28 protein-coding genes are annotated in these 22,054 nt (G+C 56.7%); 15 read left to right on the top strand and 13 right to left on the bottom strand.

Going from position 1 to position 22,054, the window contains the following annotated elements; all coding sequences use genetic code 11:
* Positions 1-78 precede the first annotated feature (78 nt).
* From ACZ1GM_RS14280 to ACZ1GM_RS14290, 3 genes are all read left to right on the top strand, one after another.
* Complete coding sequence (locus ACZ1GM_RS14280; protein ID WP_472677037.1) at positions 79-1,056, top strand: Tle-like phospholipase domain-containing protein; 978 nt, start codon at positions 79-81, stop codon at positions 1,054-1,056.
* A gap of 74 nt (positions 1,057-1,130) precedes the next feature.
* Positions 1,131-2,054 (top strand): ankyrin repeat domain-containing protein, encoded by a 924-nt coding sequence (locus ACZ1GM_RS14285; protein WP_472677038.1) that lies wholly within the window; start codon positions 1,131-1,133, stop codon positions 2,052-2,054.
* A gap of 5 nt (positions 2,055-2,059) precedes the next feature.
* Complete coding sequence (locus ACZ1GM_RS14290; protein WP_472677039.1) at positions 2,060-2,527, top strand: hypothetical protein; 468 nt, start codon at positions 2,060-2,062, stop codon at positions 2,525-2,527.
* Here ACZ1GM_RS14290 and ACZ1GM_RS14295 read toward each other — a convergent pair.
* Genes ACZ1GM_RS14295 through ACZ1GM_RS14355 form a run of 13 tightly spaced genes read right to left on the bottom strand, consistent with a single transcriptional unit; the run spans position 2,488 to position 13,151 of the window.
* Positions 2,488-3,153, bottom strand: a complete 666-nt coding sequence (locus tag ACZ1GM_RS14295; protein ID WP_472677040.1) for a hypothetical protein — start codon at positions 3,151-3,153, stop codon at positions 2,488-2,490. The genes ACZ1GM_RS14290 and ACZ1GM_RS14295 overlap by 40 nt on opposite strands.
* Positions 3,150-3,584: a hypothetical protein gene (locus ACZ1GM_RS14300; RefSeq protein ID WP_472677041.1), complete on the bottom strand. Its 435-nt coding sequence runs from the start codon at positions 3,582-3,584 to the stop codon at positions 3,150-3,152. Before ACZ1GM_RS14300 ends, ACZ1GM_RS14295 begins: the two co-directional genes overlap by 4 nt.
* Complete coding sequence (locus tag ACZ1GM_RS14305; protein ID WP_472677042.1) at positions 3,581-4,912, bottom strand: FliI/YscN family ATPase; 1,332 nt, start codon at positions 4,910-4,912, stop codon at positions 3,581-3,583. The genes ACZ1GM_RS14300 and ACZ1GM_RS14305 overlap by 4 nt, the downstream gene beginning before the upstream one ends.
* Positions 4,905-5,501, bottom strand: a complete 597-nt coding sequence (locus ACZ1GM_RS14310; protein WP_472677043.1) for a FliH/SctL family protein — start codon at positions 5,499-5,501, stop codon at positions 4,905-4,907. Before ACZ1GM_RS14310 ends, ACZ1GM_RS14305 begins: the two co-directional genes overlap by 8 nt.
* Positions 5,498-5,956, bottom strand: a complete 459-nt coding sequence (locus ACZ1GM_RS14315) for a hypothetical protein (protein ID WP_472677044.1) — start codon at positions 5,954-5,956, stop codon at positions 5,498-5,500. Before ACZ1GM_RS14315 ends, ACZ1GM_RS14310 begins: the two co-directional genes overlap by 4 nt.
* 3 nt (positions 5,957-5,959) lie before the next feature.
* On the bottom strand, positions 5,960-6,712 hold the full coding sequence (gene sctJ / locus ACZ1GM_RS14320) for a type III secretion system inner membrane ring lipoprotein SctJ (protein ID WP_472677045.1): 753 nt from the start codon (positions 6,710-6,712) through the stop codon (positions 5,960-5,962).
* A 38-nt stretch (positions 6,713-6,750) separates the two neighbouring features.
* A complete protein-coding gene (locus tag ACZ1GM_RS14325; RefSeq protein ID WP_472677046.1) occupies positions 6,751-7,110 on the bottom strand; it encodes a hypothetical protein in 360 nt (119 codons plus the stop codon).
* 57 nt (positions 7,111-7,167) lie between these two features.
* On the bottom strand, positions 7,168-7,470 hold the full coding sequence (locus tag ACZ1GM_RS14330) for a hypothetical protein (RefSeq protein ID WP_472677047.1): 303 nt from the start codon (positions 7,468-7,470) through the stop codon (positions 7,168-7,170).
* 45 nt (positions 7,471-7,515) lie between these two features.
* On the bottom strand, positions 7,516-8,688 hold the full coding sequence (locus tag ACZ1GM_RS14335; protein ID WP_472677048.1) for a SctD/MshK family protein: 1,173 nt from the start codon (positions 8,686-8,688) through the stop codon (positions 7,516-7,518).
* Complete coding sequence (locus ACZ1GM_RS14340; protein ID WP_472677049.1) at positions 8,685-9,914, bottom strand: secretin N-terminal domain-containing protein; 1,230 nt, start codon at positions 9,912-9,914, stop codon at positions 8,685-8,687. The genes ACZ1GM_RS14335 and ACZ1GM_RS14340 overlap by 4 nt, the downstream gene beginning before the upstream one ends.
* Entirely contained in the window at positions 9,896-10,489 is a 594-nt protein-coding gene (locus tag ACZ1GM_RS14345; protein ID WP_472677050.1) for a hypothetical protein, read from the bottom strand. Before ACZ1GM_RS14345 ends, ACZ1GM_RS14340 begins: the two co-directional genes overlap by 19 nt.
* A 20-nt stretch (positions 10,490-10,509) precedes the next feature.
* Positions 10,510-12,486: an FHIPEP family type III secretion protein gene (locus tag ACZ1GM_RS14350; protein WP_472677051.1), complete on the bottom strand. Its 1,977-nt coding sequence runs from the start codon at positions 12,484-12,486 to the stop codon at positions 10,510-10,512.
* Positions 12,486-13,151, bottom strand: coding sequence for a lytic transglycosylase domain-containing protein (locus ACZ1GM_RS14355; protein WP_472677052.1), 666 nt, complete (start codon positions 13,149-13,151; stop codon positions 12,486-12,488). The genes ACZ1GM_RS14350 and ACZ1GM_RS14355 overlap by 1 nt, the downstream gene beginning before the upstream one ends.
* A 751-nt stretch (positions 13,152-13,902) precedes the next feature.
* Between ACZ1GM_RS14355 and ACZ1GM_RS14360 the strand changes: the two genes are divergently transcribed.
* The 12 genes from ACZ1GM_RS14360 (at position 13,903) to ACZ1GM_RS14415 (ending at position 21,941) form a co-directional block, all read left to right on the top strand.
* On the top strand, positions 13,903-15,120 hold the full coding sequence (locus ACZ1GM_RS14360; protein WP_472677053.1) for an EscU/YscU/HrcU family type III secretion system export apparatus switch protein: 1,218 nt from the start codon (positions 13,903-13,905) through the stop codon (positions 15,118-15,120).
* Entirely contained in the window at positions 15,117-15,497 is a 381-nt protein-coding gene (gene fliO, locus ACZ1GM_RS14365) for a flagellar biosynthetic protein FliO (protein ID WP_472677054.1), read from the top strand. The genes ACZ1GM_RS14360 and fliO overlap by 4 nt, the downstream gene beginning before the upstream one ends.
* On the top strand, positions 15,494-16,462 hold the full coding sequence (locus ACZ1GM_RS14370; RefSeq protein WP_472677055.1) for a FliM/FliN family flagellar motor switch protein: 969 nt from the start codon (positions 15,494-15,496) through the stop codon (positions 16,460-16,462). The genes fliO and ACZ1GM_RS14370 overlap by 4 nt, the downstream gene beginning before the upstream one ends.
* A complete protein-coding gene (gene sctR, locus ACZ1GM_RS14375) occupies positions 16,462-17,160 on the top strand; it encodes a type III secretion system export apparatus subunit SctR (protein ID WP_472677056.1) in 699 nt (232 codons plus the stop codon). The genes ACZ1GM_RS14370 and sctR overlap by 1 nt, the downstream gene beginning before the upstream one ends.
* An 18-nt stretch (positions 17,161-17,178) precedes the next feature.
* Complete coding sequence (sctS, locus tag ACZ1GM_RS14380; RefSeq protein ID WP_472677057.1) at positions 17,179-17,439, top strand: type III secretion system export apparatus subunit SctS; 261 nt, start codon at positions 17,179-17,181, stop codon at positions 17,437-17,439.
* A gap of 7 nt (positions 17,440-17,446) precedes the next feature.
* Complete coding sequence (gene sctT / locus ACZ1GM_RS14385; protein ID WP_472677058.1) at positions 17,447-18,268, top strand: type III secretion system export apparatus subunit SctT; 822 nt, start codon at positions 17,447-17,449, stop codon at positions 18,266-18,268.
* On the top strand, positions 18,265-18,537 hold the full coding sequence (locus ACZ1GM_RS14390) for a hypothetical protein (protein WP_472677059.1): 273 nt from the start codon (positions 18,265-18,267) through the stop codon (positions 18,535-18,537). Before sctT ends, ACZ1GM_RS14390 begins: the two co-directional genes overlap by 4 nt.
* 19 nt (positions 18,538-18,556) lie before the next feature.
* Positions 18,557-18,670 (top strand): hypothetical protein, encoded by a 114-nt coding sequence (locus tag ACZ1GM_RS14395; RefSeq protein WP_472678588.1) that lies wholly within the window; start codon positions 18,557-18,559, stop codon positions 18,668-18,670.
* 116 nt (positions 18,671-18,786) lie between these two features.
* Positions 18,787-19,212 carry a hypothetical protein gene (locus ACZ1GM_RS14400; protein ID WP_472677060.1) on the top strand — a complete coding sequence of 142 codons (426 nt, stop codon included), beginning with the start codon at positions 18,787-18,789 and terminating at the stop codon, positions 19,210-19,212.
* Positions 19,205-20,026 (top strand): DNA/RNA non-specific endonuclease, encoded by an 822-nt coding sequence (locus ACZ1GM_RS14405; RefSeq protein ID WP_472677061.1) that lies wholly within the window; start codon positions 19,205-19,207, stop codon positions 20,024-20,026. Before ACZ1GM_RS14400 ends, ACZ1GM_RS14405 begins: the two co-directional genes overlap by 8 nt.
* Positions 20,026-20,349, top strand: a complete 324-nt coding sequence (locus ACZ1GM_RS14410) for a hypothetical protein (protein ID WP_472677062.1) — start codon at positions 20,026-20,028, stop codon at positions 20,347-20,349. Before ACZ1GM_RS14405 ends, ACZ1GM_RS14410 begins: the two co-directional genes overlap by 1 nt.
* Before the next feature lie 110 nt (positions 20,350-20,459).
* Entirely contained in the window at positions 20,460-21,941 is a 1,482-nt protein-coding gene (locus tag ACZ1GM_RS14415) for an MATE family efflux transporter (protein ID WP_472677063.1), read from the top strand.
* Positions 21,942-22,054 lie beyond the last annotated feature (113 nt).

The raw sequence follows: 22,054 nt of genomic DNA on the forward strand, positions 1-22,054 counted from the left end.
TACGAAACGTATAGAGACATAACGGGACGCTACGGGCAAAGGCTATTCACTTGTAAATTTGTTTTGGACCGGCTGCTAATGGAGACGAACAGGACCAATCCAGCCATTAGCGACCCACGCATTAATGGCGCGGGCGTAGGCCCCTCCAATGGGGTGCGCCAGTCTGATCTCTCATCGGCCAGCGATGCACGGATTGCCGCAGCACAGTCCGCCAATTCCAATGCCGCAATCGCACCAGCGCCGCGGCCAAACTTTGCAGATCTTAATCCGGTTCAGGCGAACGCTCCACAAAACGGCGTTTCGCAGCTACACACTGTTAGCATTCCCCCGGAACCAACCACGCGTGAACTCGCGGCAATGGCAGCGGACGTCTATTCCCCCGGTGCCGCGCCGCCACCCGGGTGGAGCGTTGCTGCACCGGCTCAGCTGGCGGCGATCGGCCTCGCCGAAAATATGCTGATTTCACCGCAATCAGAATTTCGCGCCGAGGTCTACACCCGCCAGATAGCCGGACAGACCAGCTATGTGATCTCATTTCGTGGGACCCAAAGCGGCAGTGATTGGGGAGCTAACCTCCGTCAGGGTGTGGGCCTGCAAACGGATCACTACAATCGCGCCTTGGAAATAGGCCGCCGGGTCATCGTGCCTGAGGGCGCCCGCGTCACCATAACCGGGCATTCTCTGGGCGGGGGCCTTGCCTCAGCCTCCGCCTTGGCGGTCGAACTAGACGCAACAACTTTCAACGCTGCGGGCCTGTCTGACCGCACGCTAACAGAAGCGGAGAACATCGCGGGTGAGGACGGACAGATCGATGTGCCAGACATCAGCGCCTTTTATGTGCGCGGCGAGATTCTTTCGACGTTGCAAGATGGCGGCGACCGTATGGTCGGTGCGCTGATTGGCGGCCTTTTCGGCGCGGCTGTGGCAGATATGCCAGAGGCAGTCGGAACACGCGTTGAGATAGAGCCTATCAGGCCGGATGACATGCGCTGGTATCAGGATAATCCAGTTGCCAAGCATATGATGAATTATGTCATTTCGAGCCTACCTCAATAGCGCATCTGTATTGCGCGCTGGCGACGGCAATCGACTTGGCGCATACTCCCGGGCACTCTATATACTTTGATATTATGAACCGTCTTGCTGTTGCCGCGAAGAATTTGACGCTTGCAATGGCGCTTGTCACCGGGAGCTGCACAGCTTTGAGCGACGCCTCGCCATGTTATAAACGATCACAGCCAAGCCTGCCGCAAACGCAGAAGGTTCGCCCCTTTCTCAGTAATGGCGAAGATGGGCGGCGATTTTATGACGCCATTCAGGACGGTGTTGTCGATCAAGTTGGCGAGATGGCTCGCCGCAATCCCAAATTGCTGGCGACACACAGGGTTTTGCAACAGGGAGAGCGCGCTTCGGATGGCAATATCGGTGACGCTTTAACTTTCGCGATTGCCAACTGCGATGCGCGGATGCTCGGCGCATTGCTGGAACTTGGTGCAGACCCAGATGGTGTGTATCCGGGTCTACCTTTGACTTATGCGTTGCTCGCAGACGATCCCGTAATGGCGACGATGCTGCTTCAGGCAGGCGCGTCACCTGACGCCCATGATTCCAGCAGAAATACACCGCTGCGCGAAGTGTTGTATTTTGAGCGGAGCGATGCGGTGAGCCTGCTCGTCCGGGCAGGCGCAAACGTCAATCACACTGACACACTTGGTGGTACGCCTCTTGAGGCCGCGATCAGCTTTGGCGATTATCGATCCGCAGATGTCCTTATGATGGGTGGCGCAAACGCTTGGCAGGTTGCGAATAAGGGATCGCTGCCCGCGCGCATGTTGATGACGCCTGCTGAAGATAAGACGCAGGAATCGATCCGCGAAAAGCTGCTGACTATCGCCAAAGACAGCGGACCTGTTTGGCCGCCGCCATCGCCAGAGGATCTAGTGCGACGGTTTGGCGACGCTGCACAAACGAATGGGGCGTTTCAGGAAGGCGGAATTGTTTTCACACCCGAGGCTCTCAAATCGATCCGGCTTGTCGCGAGCAGTAGACGGTAAGCGCGATGGTGGGTTCTATTCGTCCCGGAGGCGTCGGTCCAATCAGCTCTGTCCGTCGCGGAGGCGGCAGCAAGTCGACCCGCACGGGAACCGCACTTCGCGGTCTTGCGGGCCGTATAGCCGAGCGGATGTCGCGCGAGTTCAATCTGCTTGATGAACGCGAATCCAATACCTCTGAGGATGATCACTTCCGCGAGGGCGACGACATTTATGAGATCCGTTCTGTCGCGCAACAACTGGCTAAGGAATTGCAGGCCAAGGCGATCGATGAAGGGCGTCTCGCAAGATCCCTTGATGAATTCGCTCAGGAGAGCGCATCGCTTTTGGCAGCTCGCCCGGAAGCTGCCTCGCTTGACGCGATTGCGCGGGTGATCGCTGAGAATGATACAACGAGCGACCCTGAAACGCTTGATCGAGCGGTAGGACAAATTGATCAGACGGCACGTGGCATCGCGACATCACGACCACGCTGATCTTTCAGAGTCTTTTCAAAGTGTAGCGACGCAACGGGCAAACGGCGCCGTGCAAAAGCGTTGAGCAATTCAATATGTGCGCGCCCTTTCTGTAGAGCTGTCAATTGCGGGTTAAGTCCAGCAATCCGTATCGCCATACTGCCATCTGCTTCGCGCTTGATCTGCGCCGTTTCCGCGAGCGCCCCTTCGGGGAATTGAACCAATGCCTCGCTCGCCTTTCCACACGGCCAGCTTTCAGCAATTTGGGCTGCCATCCTGCTTAACATTTGCGGATCAAGCAGCGCAGATGCCTCACCAGCACCTGTGGAGTTGGACGAAACGGGTGCGCTCGCTAGCTGTGTGACGTCACTGCGAGCAAACGAGCCACTATCCTGATGCTCCTGATGCCGGCCTTTTGATGACGGAGCAGCGGATTTTTCCTGCTTTGCGAGTGCCGGGTCTGACGCTTCTCCACCACGGGAGCCGCTACTATCCTCCCGCGTCAGCTTCTCATGGAACCGATCCCGCAAACTCCGGGCCTCAGCCTGTTTGCGAGGTGGCTCTTGCTGCGGCGTCTGTTGCGCTGACTTGGGTTGCGTCGGATCAGCGCGCGTCACTTGATTAGATGAATTGGACAGACCGTTCATGCGCGCTGCTCCGCGATTTCTTCTGCTTCACGTTCATCCCGCTGCGCCATGACCAGTCGTCTCGCATCAGCGATCCGATCATCAATAATACGCGAACGTTCGCGGGATTTTTCATGAGTGGTACGTGCCTCCTTCGCCTCGATACATGCATTGCTCAGCGATTCCTGTGCCGCGTCGCAAGATGTGCGGGCATCATTCTGCCGACCCGTGCTGGCCTCGCGCCATAACAGCGCCTGAGGACTTGCAGGGTCAGCAATCAAATAGTTCTCAGCCGTTTCAACTTCTTTGTTCCGCAGCATCAGAAAGTGGTGGGCATCAGCTTTAGCCCGCTCGCATTGCTTCTGCTTCTCGCTAGCGTCCAGCCGTGCACGCTCCTCTCGCTGTTCGCGCAAAGCGGCTATCCGACGCGCTTGCTCCAATCGCGTTTTCACAGGATCGTTTCCCCGATTGAACGCAGCCGCGCGAGCGTGGTTGCGAGATCGCTGGCCTCATCGGGCCGTTGACGCAGAAACGTCTCTATCGCATCTCGCTGCGCCAGAGCGGCGTCGGCCAGCGGATCCTGGCCTGCCTGATATTCGCCCATCTGCAGCAGCAGCTCAATCTCATCCAGCTTGGCAATCATCGCGCGAAGCGCCTCGGCGGACGCAACTTGGCCGCATCCCGCAAGCTTGCGGAACAAACGCGACTGGCTGCGGCTGATGTCGATTGCCGGGAAATGACCCCGCGCACCCAGACTGCGTGACAAGTGAATATGTCCATCGAGCAAAGAACGCACCTCTTCGGCAACCGGATCTTCGTCTTCACCCTCAGTCAGGACTGTATACAGCGCAGTGATCACACCGGCCGCATCGCTGCCCGCACGCTCGAACAAACGGGGCAGCTCGGCAAAAACCGACGGCGGCAGGCCGCGCCGAACCGCTGGCTCACCAGCGGCAAGGCCAATTTCCCGCAACGCGCGCGCATACCGCGTGACACTATCCATCAGCAGCAGCACATGCTTGCCCTGTGACCGAAACCCCTCGGCAATAGCAGTAGCAGCGCGGGCAGCGCGAACTCGCTCCATCGCCGGTTGGTCAGAAGTCGCGGCGACCACCACGGATCGCGCAAGGCCCTCCTCACCGAGTGCATCCTCGATAAACTCGCGAACTTCACGGCCCCGCTCACCGATCAAACCAATCACAATCACATCGGCTTGCGCACGCCGTGCCAACATCGCCAGCAAAGTGGATTTGCCTCCGCCCGCCGCAGCGAAAATCCCCATACGCTGCCCCGCGCCCAAAGTGAGCAAACCGTCGATAGCTCGCACACCGCTTTCCAACGGTGTAGTGATCGCCTGCCGTTCCATAGGCGATGGCGATGGCGCCACCAGAGGTCGATCAGGCATTGGCTGGATCGGACCTCTGTCATCAAGCGGGACGCCATCTGCACCAAGTACGCGACCAAGCAGACTATCATTGGCGGGCACACGATCCGTCATTTCGCGCAAGATGACTTCCGAGTTTGCAGCAATCCCCCTGATTTCTCCGAGTGGAGTAAGAAGCAGATTATCGCCCTCAAATCCGACCACTTCCGCCCCTAATGGAGCTTCTATATCAAGCGTCTCAATCTCTAACACATCGCCAATACGGCCCCGCACCCCGCGCACCCGCAATGTCGTCCCAACCGCTCCAACCAAGCGGCCGCGCTGCTCAAAAAGAGGCGCACGTAATCCATCGACCAGATGTGAGACATGACTTCCTTGTCCCGGTGCTTCAGTCATTCGCTGGCTCACTTGCCAAGCCCCACCGCGATCGCAGAGCTGAAAGCTGCGTCTCAAGGTCAGCGATTATACGACCATCAATAGTCACAAGCCTGCAGCCCATCGTCGCTAATTCCGTGTCGCCGGAAATCAGCACGTCTTCTGCATCCGCAAAAACCGGTGCGATAGTCTCAACCCATTCCGGGGCGACTACAACCTCCACTAAATCAGCTCCCACTTCCTGCAGCGCCTGACGCGCAATGCCGGTCACTATCTCGGCGGGTTCAACCCGCCCCAACATCTGTTCAACAGCCTGCATCGCTGCGGTGGCAACTTCACGCTCGCGGCGGGCGTTCTCTTTGGCGAAATCCTCAGTTAACTGAGCAATTGCGGCGGCGAGGGTGTCGCGCATTTCGGCGGCAGCCTGCTCCCGGCCTCGCTCATAACCAAGCCGCTCAGCTTCCTCAGCGGCAAGCGCTGCGTTTTCTTTGAGAGCCTTTGTTTCCGCAAGGAGCGCAGCACTGTCATTGAGCGCAATCACGTCATCCCGAGCAATCCGGGCTGAGGGCAGTCGCAACATTGCGTCGCCGCACAGTACATATGCGCTCATCCTGACGTCTCCATCTCCGCTTCGTATGTCCGCGTCGCTTGAGCAATCTCGCGCGCGACCTGTTTCAGGCGAGCAAGTTCTGGCTGACATTTTACTCTGGTCAGCAATGCCTCACCACGGTCCCGGACCTCGGCTGGCAACGGTAACGCGCACGCAATCGGATCATGTCCCAAGTCCGGCAGATTGGCCGTACAAATCAGGTCAAACCGTTCTTCATTTATCAAGCTAACAAGCGATGCCAATCGCTGCCCATTCAACTCGCGATCTATGGCCGGACGACAATGCAACAGGGCCACAATGTCGCTTAATTCGCCCCTATCCACGTCCTGAATGTCAGCCTCATCGGTTTGTCGTTTTAGCTCAGAAAAACTGGCCAGCTCCTCGCCAGAAATACGGCGGTCGAAACGCAGCGCCCGCTCCGTCACTATTGGAGTTGCCTCACTCCGGCTCACCATGCCTTAAGTCTCCACTCGGGCAACGTCGGTACCTGCACGGGCACGCCGCGTGGCAAAGAAACGCCAACCACCCAATACGAGCAGGGCCGCACCGAGCACGCCGATCAGGATCGTCAGAATACGTGTTACCTCTTCAAAGGAACGATCCGCTACGGGCGCTGGGAGTGGCTTCGCTTCTGTCATAGCGATGCTGACTTTATCGTATTCCAACCCTTCAATGCTGTTGGTCACGAGCGATTTGATCGCTGCGGTTTGCGAGCGAAGGTCAAACCCCTCGCGGTACTTCACAAATACCGAAGCAGAGGGCGGATTAGCGACACCTGTAAGGGCGTCTGCCTCTGGCATCGCTAGGTGCACGCGCGCCTCAACAACACCGTCAAATTCGCTGATCGTATGGGAGAGCTCCTGACTCAGACCATAGACAAGCCGAGCACGCTCAGCGAGGGAGGAGGAGGTGAACCCCTCTTTCTTAAACACACTGCCGAGTGACTCATACTCTTCGCGCGGTAGACCGTTTTGGCGAAGGACTTCTACAGATTGGGCAAAGTCTGCCTGGCCAACCCTAACGGTGTAGGAACCCTTTTCGCCAGGCGCCTTGTCACTCTCTATGCCTGCACGTTCCAGTACAGCGACCATTTCGTTGGCCTCGCGCTCGTTAATGTCACGGTAGAGCTCCTGCCCGCTACACGCCGCCACGGTACCCGCAAGCATAAGAGCCAGAAGTGCGGTCCTGAGCCGTTGCAAACCAAGCGTCATGTCAATTCCCCAAATTCGTTAAATTCGATGCCAAAACGTTACCCCTGCTGGCGGAACAATTGCTGCACGCCATCAGCACTTCGGTTGGCGATATTCGAGGTGAGCTGACACTGGAACATGAACTCCTGACATTTCATGGTCAGCTGCACGATCTCGCCCGGCGTCAATTCGCCATTGCTAGCGGAAGCAGACTGCGCGAAATCCGTGACGGAACGCGCCTGAACATCAATGCCATCCAGCGCTCGCAGCAGGTTCCCGACAGGCGCCGGAAGATCAGAGCGCGCTACGCTGCTGGTCGACGAGGCCTTGTCCATAGCAGCAATAAATCGGCTCGGCTTCAGTGCTGCCTGCAGCCGACGATCCAGAGCCGCTTGGGCCCAGCGAAATGACCCCCTCACGCGGCTGACCACCGGCAGCTGACGCGAGAGAGGAAGCAATCAGCTCGATAGTCATGATCAGTTCTTCCGCGCCATAGTTTCTAGCGACTTGGATATGCTGTCGAGCGAGGTGTGGCTGCTCTGCGCCATAAAGCTCATCCGCATGGATTCTGCGGTTAGCTTGGTGATTTCCGACGGGCGATCATTGCCATCCGGGCCGCTGATCTGTCCCGCCTGCTGCTCAATTCGCGAGGCTTGGTTATTCAATGCAGAGCCCCAAGCTCCAGCAAATGCCTCAAACCAACTCTTACTACGGCCCGATGGCATCATTGATGGGACATTGGCGAGATTGCCCAAAATCCGTCCGGTTGCGTCAGTCATGTCACGTCCTTTCTTCAGGTCAAATACGTATTGTGATTTCAAGTCTCACATGGTCAAAATGTCGCGCAGCCCCTCTCGTTCGACGGTCACGCGACCATTCGCAATTTCGATGATTGTGTGTCCGGTGGGCAGGCTCGCGCCCTCGAACCAGCGCGTGCCATCTTCAGTGACGATGTAGCCGGGATCGCCCGATACGAAGCTTGCCGCGCCGTATCCCGGCGCATTGAAAAAGTAAGCGAGATCGGCCTCACCGCGATCGGGCGCCGCGCGGAATGTGAACTCGCGAACACGCGGCAAATCGCGGCGCAGCAGATCAGTCAATTCCATCTGACGATCCTGCGGCAAAAAAGCCCCTTCAATGATCAACGCATCGGCCCCCTGCGGGACTGCGCGCGCGTCAACACTTTGGGCAATCAGCAAGTCCGTCGCGGCCTCCGCCGCGCCATCGAGGGTCTCAACGCCGACCACCACCGCAGGAAAATTGGCCGCGCTCCATTCACGCAGGCGCGCAAGTGCGCTGTCATCGCGAACAAGCCCAACAATCGCGACTTCGCCGGATGCAGCGCTTTGCTCAACGGCCAGGCCGGGATAGCCTAGCTCCACCAGTCCCGCTTCGACCTCGAAGTTGGTGGGTTTGGACGGGTACAGCGCCCCTGATCCAAATAGCGCACCGGCAGCAACCGTCAAAAGCAGTGCACCGGCAACAGCCAACACGCGCGGTCCCAAGGACAAGCCTGCAACCGACCGGCGCACAGGCTCTGTTCGGAGTTCCAAGCGTTCGACCAGATCAGCACGCTCGGCATCGGCAACCTCTGTCAGTTCTAGCGAAGCATGTTCAGTGGTCGCCAAGGCCGCATCTGACCAACGCTCTTCGTCGTTCCCACCAATGGCGAACATGATCTCGCCAATGCGCACCGGGAGATATGGTTCAATCTGTATAGTCTCACCAGCTGGCACTGCACGACCAAGTATCTCCGCCTCGCCGGACAAAACTTTCACCACGCCGCGGCGCCCACACGTGGTCAGTTCGAGCGCGCAGCCGCGCGTGGAGACGTCACGCAGAACAATGTCGTTCTCAAAGCTATGACCCACCAACAGTTTCCGCTTGTTTGGCAGGCGATGCTCCGCACCTTCGCTGCGCCCGGTTAACACACGCAGAGTCAGCGGCTCGACCGCAGCCGTCACATCGGGTCGGTCAAGGGCCGAGACCGCGTTCATGAGCGCGTCTTCCGCCGTACGGGTTCTTCGCCGCGAAGCTGCTCGATGGTAAGCGGCTCAACTTCATTGGGAGCGAATTGGGCACTGCCTAAGTTGCTGATGCGCGGGGTAAGCAAGAACAGGCGCTCTATGTGATCCTCGCCCTTTCTGCGCTTGCGGAAAAGCTGCCCGAGACCTGGTACATCGCCAAGTATTGGCGTTTTTTGTTTACGGTCGAACTCGGCTGTCTGCGTCATGCCAGCCAGCATCACGCTCTCACCCTGACGAACCACCATTTGGGTTTGAATCCGTGGGCCAGAAGCGGTGGGAATGCCATCAACAACCAAGCCATTAAGCTCAGTATTGCTGATTTCGAGCTGCATCCGGATACGCATATCGCCACCATCTTCGATGGCAGATGGCCGAACACGCATGGCGAGGCCGTAATTGACAGAGAATGCGTCGACCTCACGCTCACCCTGCAAGCGAACGACCTGCTGTGTAGTGATATCAAATGTCGCGACTTGGTTATTGACCGAGGACAGGACCGGGCGCGTTACGGTGCGCACCGCACCTCGTTGCTCCAGCGCTTTGATGCGCAGCAGGAACGCCTCGCCATCGCCGCTCAGATATCCGCCGGTAATGCCGCCGGGTCCAAGGTTCGGGCCGCCCCCAAACAAGAGACCAAGACCCTCAAGTCCGAACCCGAAATCGAGCCCAAGCTCTTTCAGGCGCGTGACATTGAGCTCAAGGATTGTCACCTGAGTCTCGATCATCAAAGGTTCGATATCGAGATTGGCAATCAGTTTTTCGTACACGCCCATTGTCTCAGGACGATCACGAATGATCACTGCATTGACCGTAGGGTCGGCGGAAATCCGCGGTCCGTCTCCGGCATAGCTACCACTGGGCGCGCTTTCGTCACGCTCACGCAGATCGCGGAAATCGCGAGGGTCATTAGGGCGTCGTTCGCGCAGACCATTCAGTCCGCTAATGGAATACTCATTCGTTGCCGATGAGCTAACCTGGCCGATCTGCATGCCATCGCCCATCTGCTCCGTCAGCAACGTTGCTACGCCGGGAATGATCGACAATCGGTCGGAACTGCGCACTTCGCGGTCGGCGGCATCACGATATTTGAGATAGAAAATGCGGACCTCGTAAGGGCTGCCGCGCCCTGCATTGCGAATTACTTCGGAGCGGATACTTGCGCGGGCCAATGGTGCTTTCAGCAGAGGCGATGCCATTTGTGTCGGTACCGAGTTGCCGGGATCACTGCCGGCGTGGGTTGAACTTTAGCCGATAGCTCAGCCCGCGAACTGAGCTGACCAGCCATGGACTCAATCCGATCGAGAAATGCCGGAACGCCCGTCGCCAATACTAATCCATTGCCAGACCGGGCGGTGTTCACCTGATCGGTCAACTGCATGCGATTGGCCTCAGCGATAAGCTGCTCGCCCCAATATGTCGGGATGGAGCGGCTCGCGATCTCATCATTGGCGTAGATCCGCACGACCGAACCATCATAATAGGCGACCAGACCATAAGCCCTCGAAATGGTGCCCCAAATCTCGCCCGGATCGCCCTGAAAAACGCCCTGCACGCGCCCTTTGACCCGCGTGCTGATCTTGGCGCGAAGGCCCGCCTCGCTGAACAAATCTGCGACGAAATCGCGCACATCCTGGCCACGCGCGCTCAACGAAACAGCTTCGCTCTTGAACGGCGGGTCCGCCGCCTGCACGACAGTCGGGGTCATCATCGCCAAAGCCAAAACGAAAACGGCGGTAGCGCGCGCCATCGCCTGAGTGGCGGGAAAAATCATTGAGCGGAGCATAAGGGGGATCACTCGGCTGCCTCCATATAGCTGTCTGCCGGTGCAGCATGCGCCACAAGGTCCGGTGCGACATCCAATTGCCGCACCACATCAAGCGGAACGGCGGGGTTTAATTCGTTGAAACTGAGTACAGGTACGTCAAACAGATCAGCGGCACAGACAAGCCGGAGCGGCCTGCGCAAGTCTTGCGCGGTCAGGATTGCGCGAGCCCCGCCAGTGTCGACTTCCTGCCCGATCAGTTGGACCAGTTCGCGCATCCGCATCGGGTCAATCGCAAGACGCGGATGCCCATCAATCGCGGTCAGCGTGCGGCGAATAGCCTCCTCCGCACGCGGGCCGATCATCATGACTTTCAACCGGCCATCCTCGCACAAAGGCGCGACAATATTCCGGCGCATTGCAACCCGGACCCGCGCGGCGATCAGATTGGCATCGCGTTCTTGCTGACCAGCCTCGCAAATCGCCTCCACGCAATCGCGCAAGTTGCGCAGCGACACCTGTTCATCGGCGAGAATTCGCATCACCTCAACAATCGTTTGAACCGGCACCGCGCGGACCGTTTCCTTGACGACTTCAGGATAGGTTTCGCCGAGGTGATCGAGCAGGTCCGTGACCTCTTGCAGACCCAGAAACAATGGTAAGTTACGCCGCAGCAATTCTCGAACGAACGGCGGAAGACGATCCTCCAAAAGATGCGGTTCCTCACGCGATGCACCAAGCGGCGCATCAAAAGCGGTTAATTCCCAGCTTCCAAGCGTCATATCACTTCGAAATTTCGCGATACGCAAATCAGGCAGAGCAATGCCTGACCGTTGCTGAATGTCATTTTTTGCCCGCTCAAGCGCTGTGCTCAAACGATCCATATCGCTGGCGGTTTGTTCACCTGCAGAGACACGAAGCACAAGCGGTTCAATCTTTGGCGCAGGTTGCGCTTTTAGAATGATTTCTTCTGGCGCTGGCTTGTCTCCGCCAGTATCTCGCGAAACCAGGGTCTTTAGCTTCGGCCCGACGTGCGAGTGACGCCACAGACCCGCCAAAAGGAGAGTTAGGCCCAACGCGCAAAATACCGCGAAGGGGAAGCCCGGGATCAAGCCAAGTGCAAAAGCAATCGTCCCGGCGGCGATCAGCGTTCCGGGCTTGCTGCCTGCCTCAGCGAAGATAGCAGGAGCGAGGTCGGGCTTGGTCTCGGGATCATTGCTGCGCGTAACCAGCAGGCCGGCCGCCAATGCACACAGAAATGCAGGAATCTGCGCCACCAACCCGTCGCCAATGGTGAGGATTGAGAAGGTCGCCGCCGCTTCGCTAAGTGAAAGATCGTGATAAATTGTCCCGATTGCGATCCCGCCAATCAGATTGATGATCACGATAACTACCGACGCCATTGCATCGCCTTTGACGAATTTCATCGCGCCATCGAGGCTACCGTAGAGGCGGCTCTCCTGCTCAAGCTGGTTGCGCTTTTCCTTCGCCTCGTCCTTGGTCAGCATGCCAGAGCGCAAATCGCTGTCGATGGACAGCTGCTTGCCCGGCATTGCGTCAAGACTGAATCGTGCGCAAACCTCGGCGACCCGTTCGGACCCCTTCGAAATTACGATAAACTGCACGACTGTGATGATGAGAAATACAACGAGACCGACGACAATGTTCCCGGCAGCCGCCGTCTCGCCAAACTCACGAATAATCTGCCCCCCATCCATTTCTGTGAGGATCATGCGCGTTGTCGCGATGCTGATCGCCAGCCTCGCTACGGTTGTGAACAGCAGAATCGATGGGAATGTCGAGAAATCAAGTGGGTGACGCACACCTATGACGGCAATAACAAGCAATGCGGCAATGGTCAGATTGATCGCAATGAACACATCCAGCAAAGCCGGTGGCATCGGCAGGATGAACATTGCAAAAATCGCCACCAAGCCAAGAAGGACGACCAATTGTGCCGTTGGAACAATGCGGATCGCCCGTTGTATCTTGGCAGCCAGGCCCATCAAAACCTCACCGCAATCCCGCTTTCCCCAGCCAGCCGCGTGTAGATTGCTTTGACCTTCACGACGTAGTTTCGGGTTTCGCGAAAGGGCGGCACGGTCATGCCGTATTTTTGAACCGCGCCCTCGCCTGCATTATAGGCGGCAAGAACCAGATCGATGTTCCCATCATAACGGCGCCACAGTTGACTGAGCAACTTTGCGCCTGCGTTGATGTTGGTTTCCGGGTCAAACAGCGCACGCGAATTACTGACGCCTAGCCGGCGGCCTGTTGCCGGCATAACCTGCATCAAACCGCGCGCACCCGCATGGCTCACTGCTTCATGCTTGTAGCGCGATTCCTGCGTGATCACCGCATGCAACAACAATGGATCAACGTTGTGCCGACGTGCAGCGATACTGATCGTCTCATCGAAGGATGTTGAATAGCATTGAGGGCGGAGCGCGAGAACAGCCTCAACCTCATCATTACTCACTGCAGGCGCTAAAGACGGCCCCTGCCTCGCGACAAATGCTGATTGAGGAGGCTTTATCGCAACGCTTGATCCATCCGGTGATGCCACTGCGACAGTCTTGCCCTTATTCTGCTCAACCGAAGGGGTACGTTCACTCGCTTTGCGAACGTCGGTTTTCGCGATGATCAGGCGAGCCTCAAGGTCTCGCTGCATGGATGGCTGCGGTTCGGAAGGTATTGAAACATCACGCACAACGCCCCTCACTGGATTGGCGCGGGCAGCAGGAGATTCGATCAAGGTACTTTCAGGACAATGTCCAATCAAACCTTCAAAGTGCCGCAATGAATCCAGGCTTGCGACACGAATAGGGGCATCGATCGGACACTCGCCAGGGTCCTCGATAGGCTCTGGCTCGCGTTCTTTTGCAAGTAGTGACGAAGAAATTAGTACGCTACTGACAACAATGAAAGTAACTATGCTTCTGATATTAGAGTGCTGTGAAAATGGACTCTGCAAACAGATACTAGACACGCGACCTCCCTTCCGAAAATACTTCCGGATTGACCCAAGAGCGCAAATAAAAATTTAACGAGAAATTCTGCCCAACTTCCCGACCAGATGCTTAACAAGATATTACATGCTTATTGGAAAGTTTGAAGACTCTACTTCCACAGGACCTTTTATTGGTTTTTATCAGTATGTTAATAATATGATACGGATAGGCGTTCCCAAAAGTCAGTCAGTCGGTTTACCGCAAATTCCGCTCAATTCGTCTGCAGCACCTCTGATGGTGAATACTTTAACGATTCCGAGTCGCGGTTGATTTGATTGAAAAATATTTTCCCGTTTCTTGACAATCCGCGCAACTGTGTGATTGTACGAAGAATTTTCGGCCTGCCCGCCGGAGTCGTATGCTGCCAATTCGCAGCAATTTCCGCAGCATGTGGGGTTCAGGTGGGCTGAAGTGTCAGACAAAGATAAGGGTGGCGATAAGACTGAGCTGCCTACTCCCAAAAAACTGAAAGACGCGCGCAAGAAAGGCGACATTGCCAAGGCGCAAGACATCACTTCGATGGTCGGAACCTTCGGCGCGATAATCCTGTTGTTCGTCGCTGGCGGATATGTGGCTGAACGCATCGCAAAATTTGGCGAAGACGTCGTTACCCTGTCTACTGCGGGCGACTTCACACTTACCCTCAGCCAGATTGGCGGTGAGGCAGTGGCATTACTGCTGACTTTAAGTGCCGTGGTTTTGATCCCACTCCTTTCGATCGGCCTTCTGTCCGAGGTGTTGCAAACCAAGGGGCTGTTCGCGCCGAAAAAGCTTGAGCCGAAGCTCGATAAGCTCAACCCTGTTGAAGGGTTGAAGCGCATTTTCGGCAAGCAGGGGCTGGTCGAACTTGCCAAGACACTTGCGAAGGCAATTGCCGTTATCGCGGTCGTATGGTTCGTGGCTCGCGGCCATATTGACCAGATAAGCGCCATGTTGCTGCCGGCAGCTACACCAATCTGGTTTGATGGCGCTGGCGCTCAGGCAGGTACAAAAGATGCGCAGCTAACCTTCTCATTAACGTTACAAGTGCTTGGATGGTGCGGGGCGGTTTTCGTTGGGATTGCTATGCTCGACGCCGTGTGGGCCAAGCATAAATTCACCAAAGAGATGATGATGAGCATGCGCGACATCAAACAAGAGGTGAAACAGGACGAGGGTGATCCGCACATGAAAGGTCACCGGCGTCAACTGGGTCAGGAATGGGCGCAGTCTGGCAATGTGGCCGCGGCGGGCGACGCGTCGGCCTTGCTCGTCAATCCGACACATTTGGCAATTGCGCTGGATTACGATCCCGACAGGGCCCCTATACCGGTCATCACCGGACGCGGAGAAGGCGATATTGCTTTGGCGATGCGGGATACCGCGACACAGGCAAAAGTGCCAATCATCCGGCATATTCCGACAGCCCGCGCATTATGGGCCCGTGGTGAGATCGGTGAAATGGTGCCCGAAGAAATGTTCGACGCCATCGCTGAGGTGATCCTGTGGGCCAACCGCGCACGCGACGGCAAGGCCCCGATGGAATGCGATCTCTTGAGAGAGGCAGGGCAGCGAGAACATCTGAACCCACAAAGTGATGACGACGTCGAGAGCCCGCCTGAGGCACCAACAGACAAGGAAGCTGCATGAGTATTGGAACCGTTCTTTCCTCCATTCTCGCGATCATTCTATCCTTACTGTTCGTAATCGCATTGGCCTGGGGCGGCCTGTGGCTGCTCCGCCGATTTCAAGACGGCAGCTTCGGCAAGTTGAGCGGTGCCGATACAGGGCGCAGCTTGCGGTTTGAGCGCGCCTTGCCAGTAGGTCAGCGCGAGCGATTGGTTCTGGTCGAAGTCGATGGTGAGCAAATGCTGCTTGGCGTTACAGCGCATTCGATCACGCAGTTGAAGACCTGGCCTGCGGAGGTGAGTGATACGAGGAGCGGAACAACCGACACAACCGAGAACATCGAAACGACTAAAGCGGAGCGATTCCGGCTCCGTATGGCAAGGGACGAAGGCTCGTGAGCCCGGCAGAAAATAGCGACGCGCCAATAGGGATTTCTGACGCCATCCCCAGCCTCGATGACGAGCAGACGTCATGGACCCACTCTGGCGCGCGCCTGCTTTCGCAGCATGATTTTGAGGTTAAGGTTACAACACACCACGATCCGGTCGCTGACTGGTATCTCGGCGAGATGCTGGCATTTAGACCTGCATCAGAGGCACGCGCTCCGCTAGGATCTAACGCGGAGCGGTTGATGCAGGTTCTCAGCGAACACGAGATCCTGCTCGCAAAGATCGAGACCGCAACAGGCCTTGCAGCAGAGTTCAGTGATCATGGTGCACCGGCCAACAATTGGGCCATTGTGCAAATGTTCAAAGGCGGTGAGGAAGTGGGCGAATTAGCTTTTCTTGCCCCGCCAGCAAAGACAAACAAAACGCCGCCGTCAATGCCGATGCCAATGGTTTTTGCTGCCGCAAGATTGCCCTTGCGTGACGCTGAGCAGCTGACTGGCGGGGACATGGTTATCCTTGAACCCGGTCCTTGGCTGTTGCTGGCTCCGGCAGACACCTTGTTGAGCCCTTCGCTCGCGCTTGACCCAGCCACAGGTCAGTTAGGCGCTATTCTCAAACCGCCCTTCGCAGAATTGGAAAACAAACCTATGGCTAACGTAGATGATATGGGCGAGCTCACCGTACCAGTCTCTTTGAATTTGCCCGATGTGCTTATTTCTCCAGTGGAATTGGCCGAACTCGCGAATGGCGGAACACTCGACATTGGCATGATCAGCGAGGGCCTTCACGTTGCCCTTAACGTCGGGGGGCGATCAGTTGGTAAAGGTGAACTGGTGCGCCTGGGTGATAGGTTCGCGGTTTTGCTCGACGCGCCAGCCGAAGCCGATCCAGCACGCTCCTGTGCAAACGCGACCGCAAATGAGATTGACGACGATCAAACCCAAGCGGGCGCAATGCCGATGGATGCTGATTAGTGGAACTGGGCACTTTCACCCCCGGCTCGGCGCTGATTACGGTCGTGCTGATTGCGCTGGCACCGTTCTTTGCGGTGATGGTGACAAGCTTTACCAAAATTGTCGTGGTTCTAGCGATCGTGCGGAGCGCATTGGGGCTCCAGCAGACCCCACCAAATGTAGTGCTTAACGGCCTTGCCTTGGTGCTGACGGTCTATGTGATGTACCCGACCTTGCAGGATATGTCGGCGGCGGCAGGGATCGGCGATGAAGCGGTGGCGACCATGCCCGGCGATGAGCCTGCCACACCGGCTCAGATTGAGGGCACGGATGAAATACTGTCAACCGCCGATCGCGTAAAAGAGCCGCTGCGCGAGTTCCTGACCAAGAATACTGAAGCGTCCGACAGAGCGTTTTTCCTGGCGACACAGCAACGTATCAGCGGGCCGGAACGCGCGGCTGCATTGTCAGATACGGACTTTGTTATAATCGTTCCGGCTTTCGCCGTGAGAGAACTCAAAATCGCGTTTCAGATCGGCTTTCTGATATTCTTGCCGTTTCTGATCATCGACCTTGTTATCTCCAACATATTGCTGGCGCTCAACATGATGATGTTAAGCCCGGTAACGATTTCTTTGCCTTTCAAAATATTGCTATTCGTGCTGATCGATGGGTGGGTCAAACTGACACATGGTCTGGTGTTGTCTTATGCAATGTAGCGCGCAGACGGTTTGCCCATGAGCATCACCGACATCACGCTGGAGGCATTATCGCTGGTGCTGCTGCTGTCTGCACCGCCAGTGATCGCGGCATCGGTTGTTGGGTTGCTAGTCGCAGTCGTTCAGGCAGCCACCCAGATACAGGAACAAACGCTACAGTTTACGCTGAAGTTTTTCGCAATTGTCCTGACGCTATTTATCACGGCATCGCTAATGGCGGGCAGCCTATATGCTTTTAGCGATCAGATTTTCAGCAATTTCCCGCGACTGGTCGGCTAACTCAGACATGTCTATCGGAAGCGCCTTAGGAGATTCGTTCATTCAATCTGCGCCGTGGACGGAACAAGCTCTGTTAATCGGGGCAGGCTCTGCGCGATTTGGTTTCGCCTTCCTGATGCTACCGCTGTTTTCACCTCAACTCGTTCCGGCGATGGTGCGTAACTCGCTCATCATAACGTTTGGGTTGGTAGCCTTGGCGTTGCCGATGCCGTTCGAACCCAATGTGCTGAGCGCTGGGCAATGGCTGGCGCTCATCGGGCGAGAGGCGTTGGCTGGAACCGTAATCGGGATTTTCTATGCGACGTTCCTGTGGGCCATGGCATCCGCGGGCGAGATCATTGATGCCAAAACCGGCGCGACCATCGCGCAGATCATCGATCCCATAAGCGGAGGAACACAATCCTTGTCTGCAACGCTGCTGGGGCGTTTTGCGCAAGTCACCTTTGTAACTGCAGGCGGACTGACAATCTTAATCGGGACTATCATGGTCAGCTACGCCGTCTGGCCTATGGGCCCCGCTGGTGTTTCTCTCGACCTTGATGCGGTACGATTGTTTGAAGGAGAATTTGGCCGCTTCTTCATGATCGCCTTTGTCCTGGCGACCCCAGTCCTGATGGTGCTTTACATCATTGATCTGGGCATGGGATTGCTCAACCGGTTTGCGCAAAACTTCAATGTTTTCATGCTGTCACTATCAATCAAATCCATGGCCGGATTGTTTGTGATTGCAATGATCCTTCCGCTTTTGGGCAAGATGGTGGTAAATGAACTGGGGAGTAGGGATGCAGTGAGCAAAGGCATGCTTGAACGAGCAGGACAACCGCTGTGACAGACAGAAGCCCGGCAATGCGCGGCGCGGAACCTGGCCAGCCTGTGCAACAAAGCAGTGTTCCAATGGATGCCGAACTAATGGCTCTGCTCGAACAGATGCGCGATGCTGCCAAACGCGATCCTGCGCGGCAGCGTGATGTAACAATTGGTGAGTTTCTGGTTGATGGCGCGCGCGTTCCGCTGTCGCTGGCTGATCCATTAAAGCATTTGACGCGAACAGAGGCGGTACGCGCTCCGCTTTGCCGGATGGGGTCGGTCGAATGCTGACATCGCCACGCTTCTTGCCATCAGCGAAGGGACTGCGCGAACCCATTTGAACAGCGCAGTGCGCAAGCTGGATGTTGACGGCATGCGCGAACTGGTCGCCTTGGCCGGTCTGTTATTCCACTCGCTCGACTAGTCGAGAGCAGGCCACGCGCTGTCCCATACTTCTATACGATCTGTAGATACCGCAGCGTGGCATGAAGCCATATTCTCCTGCCATCGAAAGCTCGAAACGGATTCGGAAGCACGGTTATGGCAGAAGTGAATCGTATTGAAGGTGCACAGTCCTTCAACTTCAGAGAAGGCGCCGGTTCGAACCCAGCCAGTACAGCCACTGCGCTGATCAACGCCAATCGCGATCCTGTGCTAAATGCCGAAGGTTTGCGGCAAGACTTGAACGCATTCCAGGCGGCTAATCCAGGCCAAGCTCAAGCGGTTGGTGACGCCGTACTTGCCCAGCTTTCACCACGCGAAGCAGGCGAGCTCATCCGCACTCAGGAAACAGTTCAGGCGCAAACGCCCGTACCTGCAAATGACACCGGGCCAGGCACCGGCGAGCTGGCTCTCGATCTAACGCAAATGGCACTAGACATCGTGGGTATTTTCGAACCGACGCCATTCGCCGATGGTAGTAATGCAGTAATTTCTGTCGTACCGCAGCATCGGTTCATTGTTTAGTGGTGAAGGATGGGAAGCGCTTGGCCATCTCGGCAATGGTGCGATTTCCGCTGTCAGTATCCTGCCTTACGCGGGCGACTCGGCTAAGCTGGCCAAGATCGGCAAATGGGCTGACACCGTTGCGAATGCCATCACCGCTGCAGCGCGCAGTGATACCGCCGCCGCTGTGCTTCGCGGCCCTCTCGGTGAAATCAGGGATGCCGTAAATCGCATTCCCCAAGGCGCGCTCGATAGCCTGCCCGCTGGCGCACGCGAATCTATCGAACGCATGAAAACACAGCTCGATGAGTTCTTCAGCGCGGGTGCACGATCAGCGGATGCACGACCGACCGTGCGGATCGAAGGTGGAAGCTCCGGCAACTGGCCGCGCGAATTGAATGCTCCGACGCTGAGATCCAATGTCGACTATCAGATCAATGGATACACCTATCGCACAAACGCGAGTGGCCAGGTCGACAACGTATCGGGCCGACTTGAGCTGAATACAGCAGATCGCAATGGCTATCAGCAGCGGGTTGCGGGGCGCGATGATCGGCTAGACGGCGATCAAGGTGGGCATCTCATCGCCAGCATATTCAACGGCCCGGGAGACCGGGTGAATTTGGTGCCGATGGATGGCAACCTCAACATGGGTCGTTGGCGCTCACTTGAAGACTCTCTGGCCACAGCCGTACGCGAAGGTCGCACCGTTGATGTGAACATCAATGTGCGCTATCCTGATGGCAGCGCTCGACCTGACGCGTTCCGCATTGAATACACGATTGATGGGAACACTCAGGTCCAGACATTCAGAAATCGGCCCGGAGGGAATTAGTGGACCAGACTGCCTTGTATCAGACGCTGGCCAAAGCGCTGATCGTGACATGTCCCGAAGGTTTTGAAGAAGCGCGTATTGACGCAGAGCTGGAGTCTGACTGGTCGCAGAAATCCTATTCGTGCAAGGTCAATGGCAAATGGTCTGACGGTCAGTCCGCACCAGCGGATGCGGATTTCGATGTTGACGATGCGCTACACGATTTGCGCAGCATGATGAAACAGGATGGGCGACCTGCATGGAACCGCTGTTCCTTTTCACTAAAACCTGATGGCACATTTAATCTCGATGTGTCCTATCCCCAGGATAGCACCGCAAGTTGACTGTGTCTGATGCGCCATAGAAGCCGCATCATTTCTCATATCAATCGCAAGTACAATTGAGGTAGCGGCGCAACGCGCCTATTCTGGCTGGCTGGCCTGAGAACACAGCTATGTCGAATGAACCTATCTCGCAGCCCCTGCCATCTGGCAGTGATGGCCGCGGCACTGCCGCCATGGATGTGGGCATCACTGATGTCGACGGCTGGCGCGATGAGCTAATCGCGACGTTCAAGTTAAGTTGGCCATTGGCGCTCGCCAATCTGTTGCAGATGCTGACCTACTCCATCGATGTGATCTTTATCGCGCGGTTGGGTGAAGAGCCGTTGGCCGCATCAGCGTTGGCGGTTTCGCTCTTCGGTCTGGTCCTGTGGGCGATGACTGGTCTGACGGGTGCTGTTGCGCCGCTGATTGCTGAAGCGATTGGTGCAAAGGCACGGACCCCGCGACCGGTGCGTCGGGCAACACGAATGGCGTTGTGGCTGGCCGTGATCGCAGGCACGGTTGGTATGGGTATTTGCCTGCTGCTAGGCCCAATAATGCGCGCAACCGGCCAAGCGCCAGCGATCATCAGCCTGGCGATGGAATATAATTCGGTCATCATCTTTTCGATGGTGCCAATGTTGCTGGCTGCTGTGCTGCGCAATTTCGTTTCAGCACTGGGCAGGCCAATTTTCGCGACCGTGATTACCGGACTAGGAATCGGTGTGAATGGGCTAGCCAACTACGCCTTCATCTTTGGCAATTTTGGTGCGCCAGAGCTCGGGTTGAAGGGCGCAGCAGTCGCGACAATTATCACCTCACTGGCCGTGCTCAGCGCATACATTGTTGCGATCCTGACTGACCCCGGACTTAACCGCTATCATATTTTCTATCGCTGGTGGCGCGCGGATTGGGCCCGCTTCTGGCAGATAGTGAAGATCGGCACGCCGATCTCTCTGACCATTACCGCAGAGGCAGGGATCTTTGGTGCAGCCGCCTTTATGATGGGTCGCTTCGGCGCTGCGGAGCTAGCCGGACATACGGTCGCGTTGCAGCTTGCTGCGATGGCATTCCAGGTGCCGTTCGGTGTCGGTCAGGCCGTCACCATCCGGGTCGGCTATTTCTACGGAGCTGGCGACAGACTGGGGATCAAACGCGCAGGCTGGGTCGCGATTGTGATTGGTACAGGGTTCATGGCTCTGACGGCGCTCACTATGATCTTCGCACCGCGCGCTCTGCTGTCGATTTATGTCGACGTGGACGCGGCGAAGAACGCCGCGCTTGTTGGCTTTGCGCTACAATATCTGCTGCTGGCCGCGATTTTTCAGCTCGCCGATGGCGTGCAAGCGGTGGCGGCGGGGGCCTTGCGCGGATTGCAGGACACTCGCATGCCTATGTGGATTGCCATCTTCAGCTATTGGGTGCCCGGTATTGGCCTTGCCATTGGTCTTGGATTCTTCACGCGCCTACAAGGAACGGGCGTGTGGATTGGTCTTGCGGCTGGTTTATTCGTGGCCGGGGTCTTGCTCACCTGGCGGTGGATTTTGCGCGACACGCTTGGCCTAACCAGCCGCGAACACATTCTGCCATCACCCGCGAGCCAAGCCACCTAAATTTTCCTGTTCTCACCTGTTGACTCTTATCTGGCTGCACCCCAAATGCGCCCCGCTGGCACTCTCAGGCAGAGAGTGCCAAATTGTGATTTTCAACCAAAGAGAAAGGTCAT

This window comes from Qipengyuania sp. JB2-7 (assembly GCF_055693485.1).

Excerpts from the sequence above, each read along its gene's own strand:
- ACZ1GM_RS14280 (WP_472677037.1), top strand. The coding sequence starts at position 79 with ATGGAGACGAACAGGACCAATCCAGCCATTAGCGACCCACGCATTAAT.
- ACZ1GM_RS14285 (WP_472677038.1), top strand. The coding sequence starts at position 1,131 with ATGAACCGTCTTGCTGTTGCCGCGAAGAATTTGACGCTTGCAATGGCG.
- ACZ1GM_RS14290 (WP_472677039.1), top strand. The coding sequence starts at position 2,060 with ATGGTGGGTTCTATTCGTCCCGGAGGCGTCGGTCCAATCAGCTCTGTC.
- ACZ1GM_RS14295 (WP_472677040.1), bottom strand. The coding sequence starts at position 3,153 with ATGAACGGTCTGTCCAATTCATCTAATCAAGTGACGCGCGCTGATCCG.
- ACZ1GM_RS14305 (WP_472677042.1), bottom strand. The coding sequence starts at position 4,912 with ATGACTGAAGCACCGGGACAAGGAAGTCATGTCTCACATCTGGTCGAT.
- ACZ1GM_RS14310 (WP_472677043.1), bottom strand. The coding sequence starts at position 5,501 with ATGAGCGCATATGTACTGTGCGGCGACGCAATGTTGCGACTGCCCTCA.
- ACZ1GM_RS14315 (WP_472677044.1), bottom strand. The coding sequence starts at position 5,956 with ATGGTGAGCCGGAGTGAGGCAACTCCAATAGTGACGGAGCGGGCGCTG.
- sctJ (WP_472677045.1), bottom strand. The coding sequence starts at position 6,712 with ATGACGCTTGGTTTGCAACGGCTCAGGACCGCACTTCTGGCTCTTATG.
- ACZ1GM_RS14330 (WP_472677047.1), bottom strand. The coding sequence starts at position 7,470 with ATGACTGACGCAACCGGACGGATTTTGGGCAATCTCGCCAATGTCCCA.
- ACZ1GM_RS14335 (WP_472677048.1), bottom strand. The coding sequence starts at position 8,688 with ATGAACGCGGTCTCGGCCCTTGACCGACCCGATGTGACGGCTGCGGTC.
- ACZ1GM_RS14340 (WP_472677049.1), bottom strand. The coding sequence starts at position 9,914 with ATGGCATCGCCTCTGCTGAAAGCACCATTGGCCCGCGCAAGTATCCGC.
- ACZ1GM_RS14345 (WP_472677050.1), bottom strand. The coding sequence starts at position 10,489 with ATGATTTTTCCCGCCACTCAGGCGATGGCGCGCGCTACCGCCGTTTTC.
- ACZ1GM_RS14350 (WP_472677051.1), bottom strand. The coding sequence starts at position 12,486 with ATGGGCCTGGCTGCCAAGATACAACGGGCGATCCGCATTGTTCCAACG.
- ACZ1GM_RS14355 (WP_472677052.1), bottom strand. The coding sequence starts at position 13,151 with ATGCAGCGAGACCTTGAGGCTCGCCTGATCATCGCGAAAACCGACGTT.
- fliO (WP_472677054.1), top strand. The coding sequence starts at position 15,117 with ATGAGTATTGGAACCGTTCTTTCCTCCATTCTCGCGATCATTCTATCC.
- sctS (WP_472677057.1), top strand. The coding sequence starts at position 17,179 with ATGAGCATCACCGACATCACGCTGGAGGCATTATCGCTGGTGCTGCTG.
- sctT (WP_472677058.1), top strand. The coding sequence starts at position 17,447 with ATGTCTATCGGAAGCGCCTTAGGAGATTCGTTCATTCAATCTGCGCCG.
- ACZ1GM_RS14400 (WP_472677060.1), top strand. The coding sequence starts at position 18,787 with ATGGCAGAAGTGAATCGTATTGAAGGTGCACAGTCCTTCAACTTCAGA.
- ACZ1GM_RS14415 (WP_472677063.1), top strand. The coding sequence starts at position 20,460 with ATGTCGAATGAACCTATCTCGCAGCCCCTGCCATCTGGCAGTGATGGC.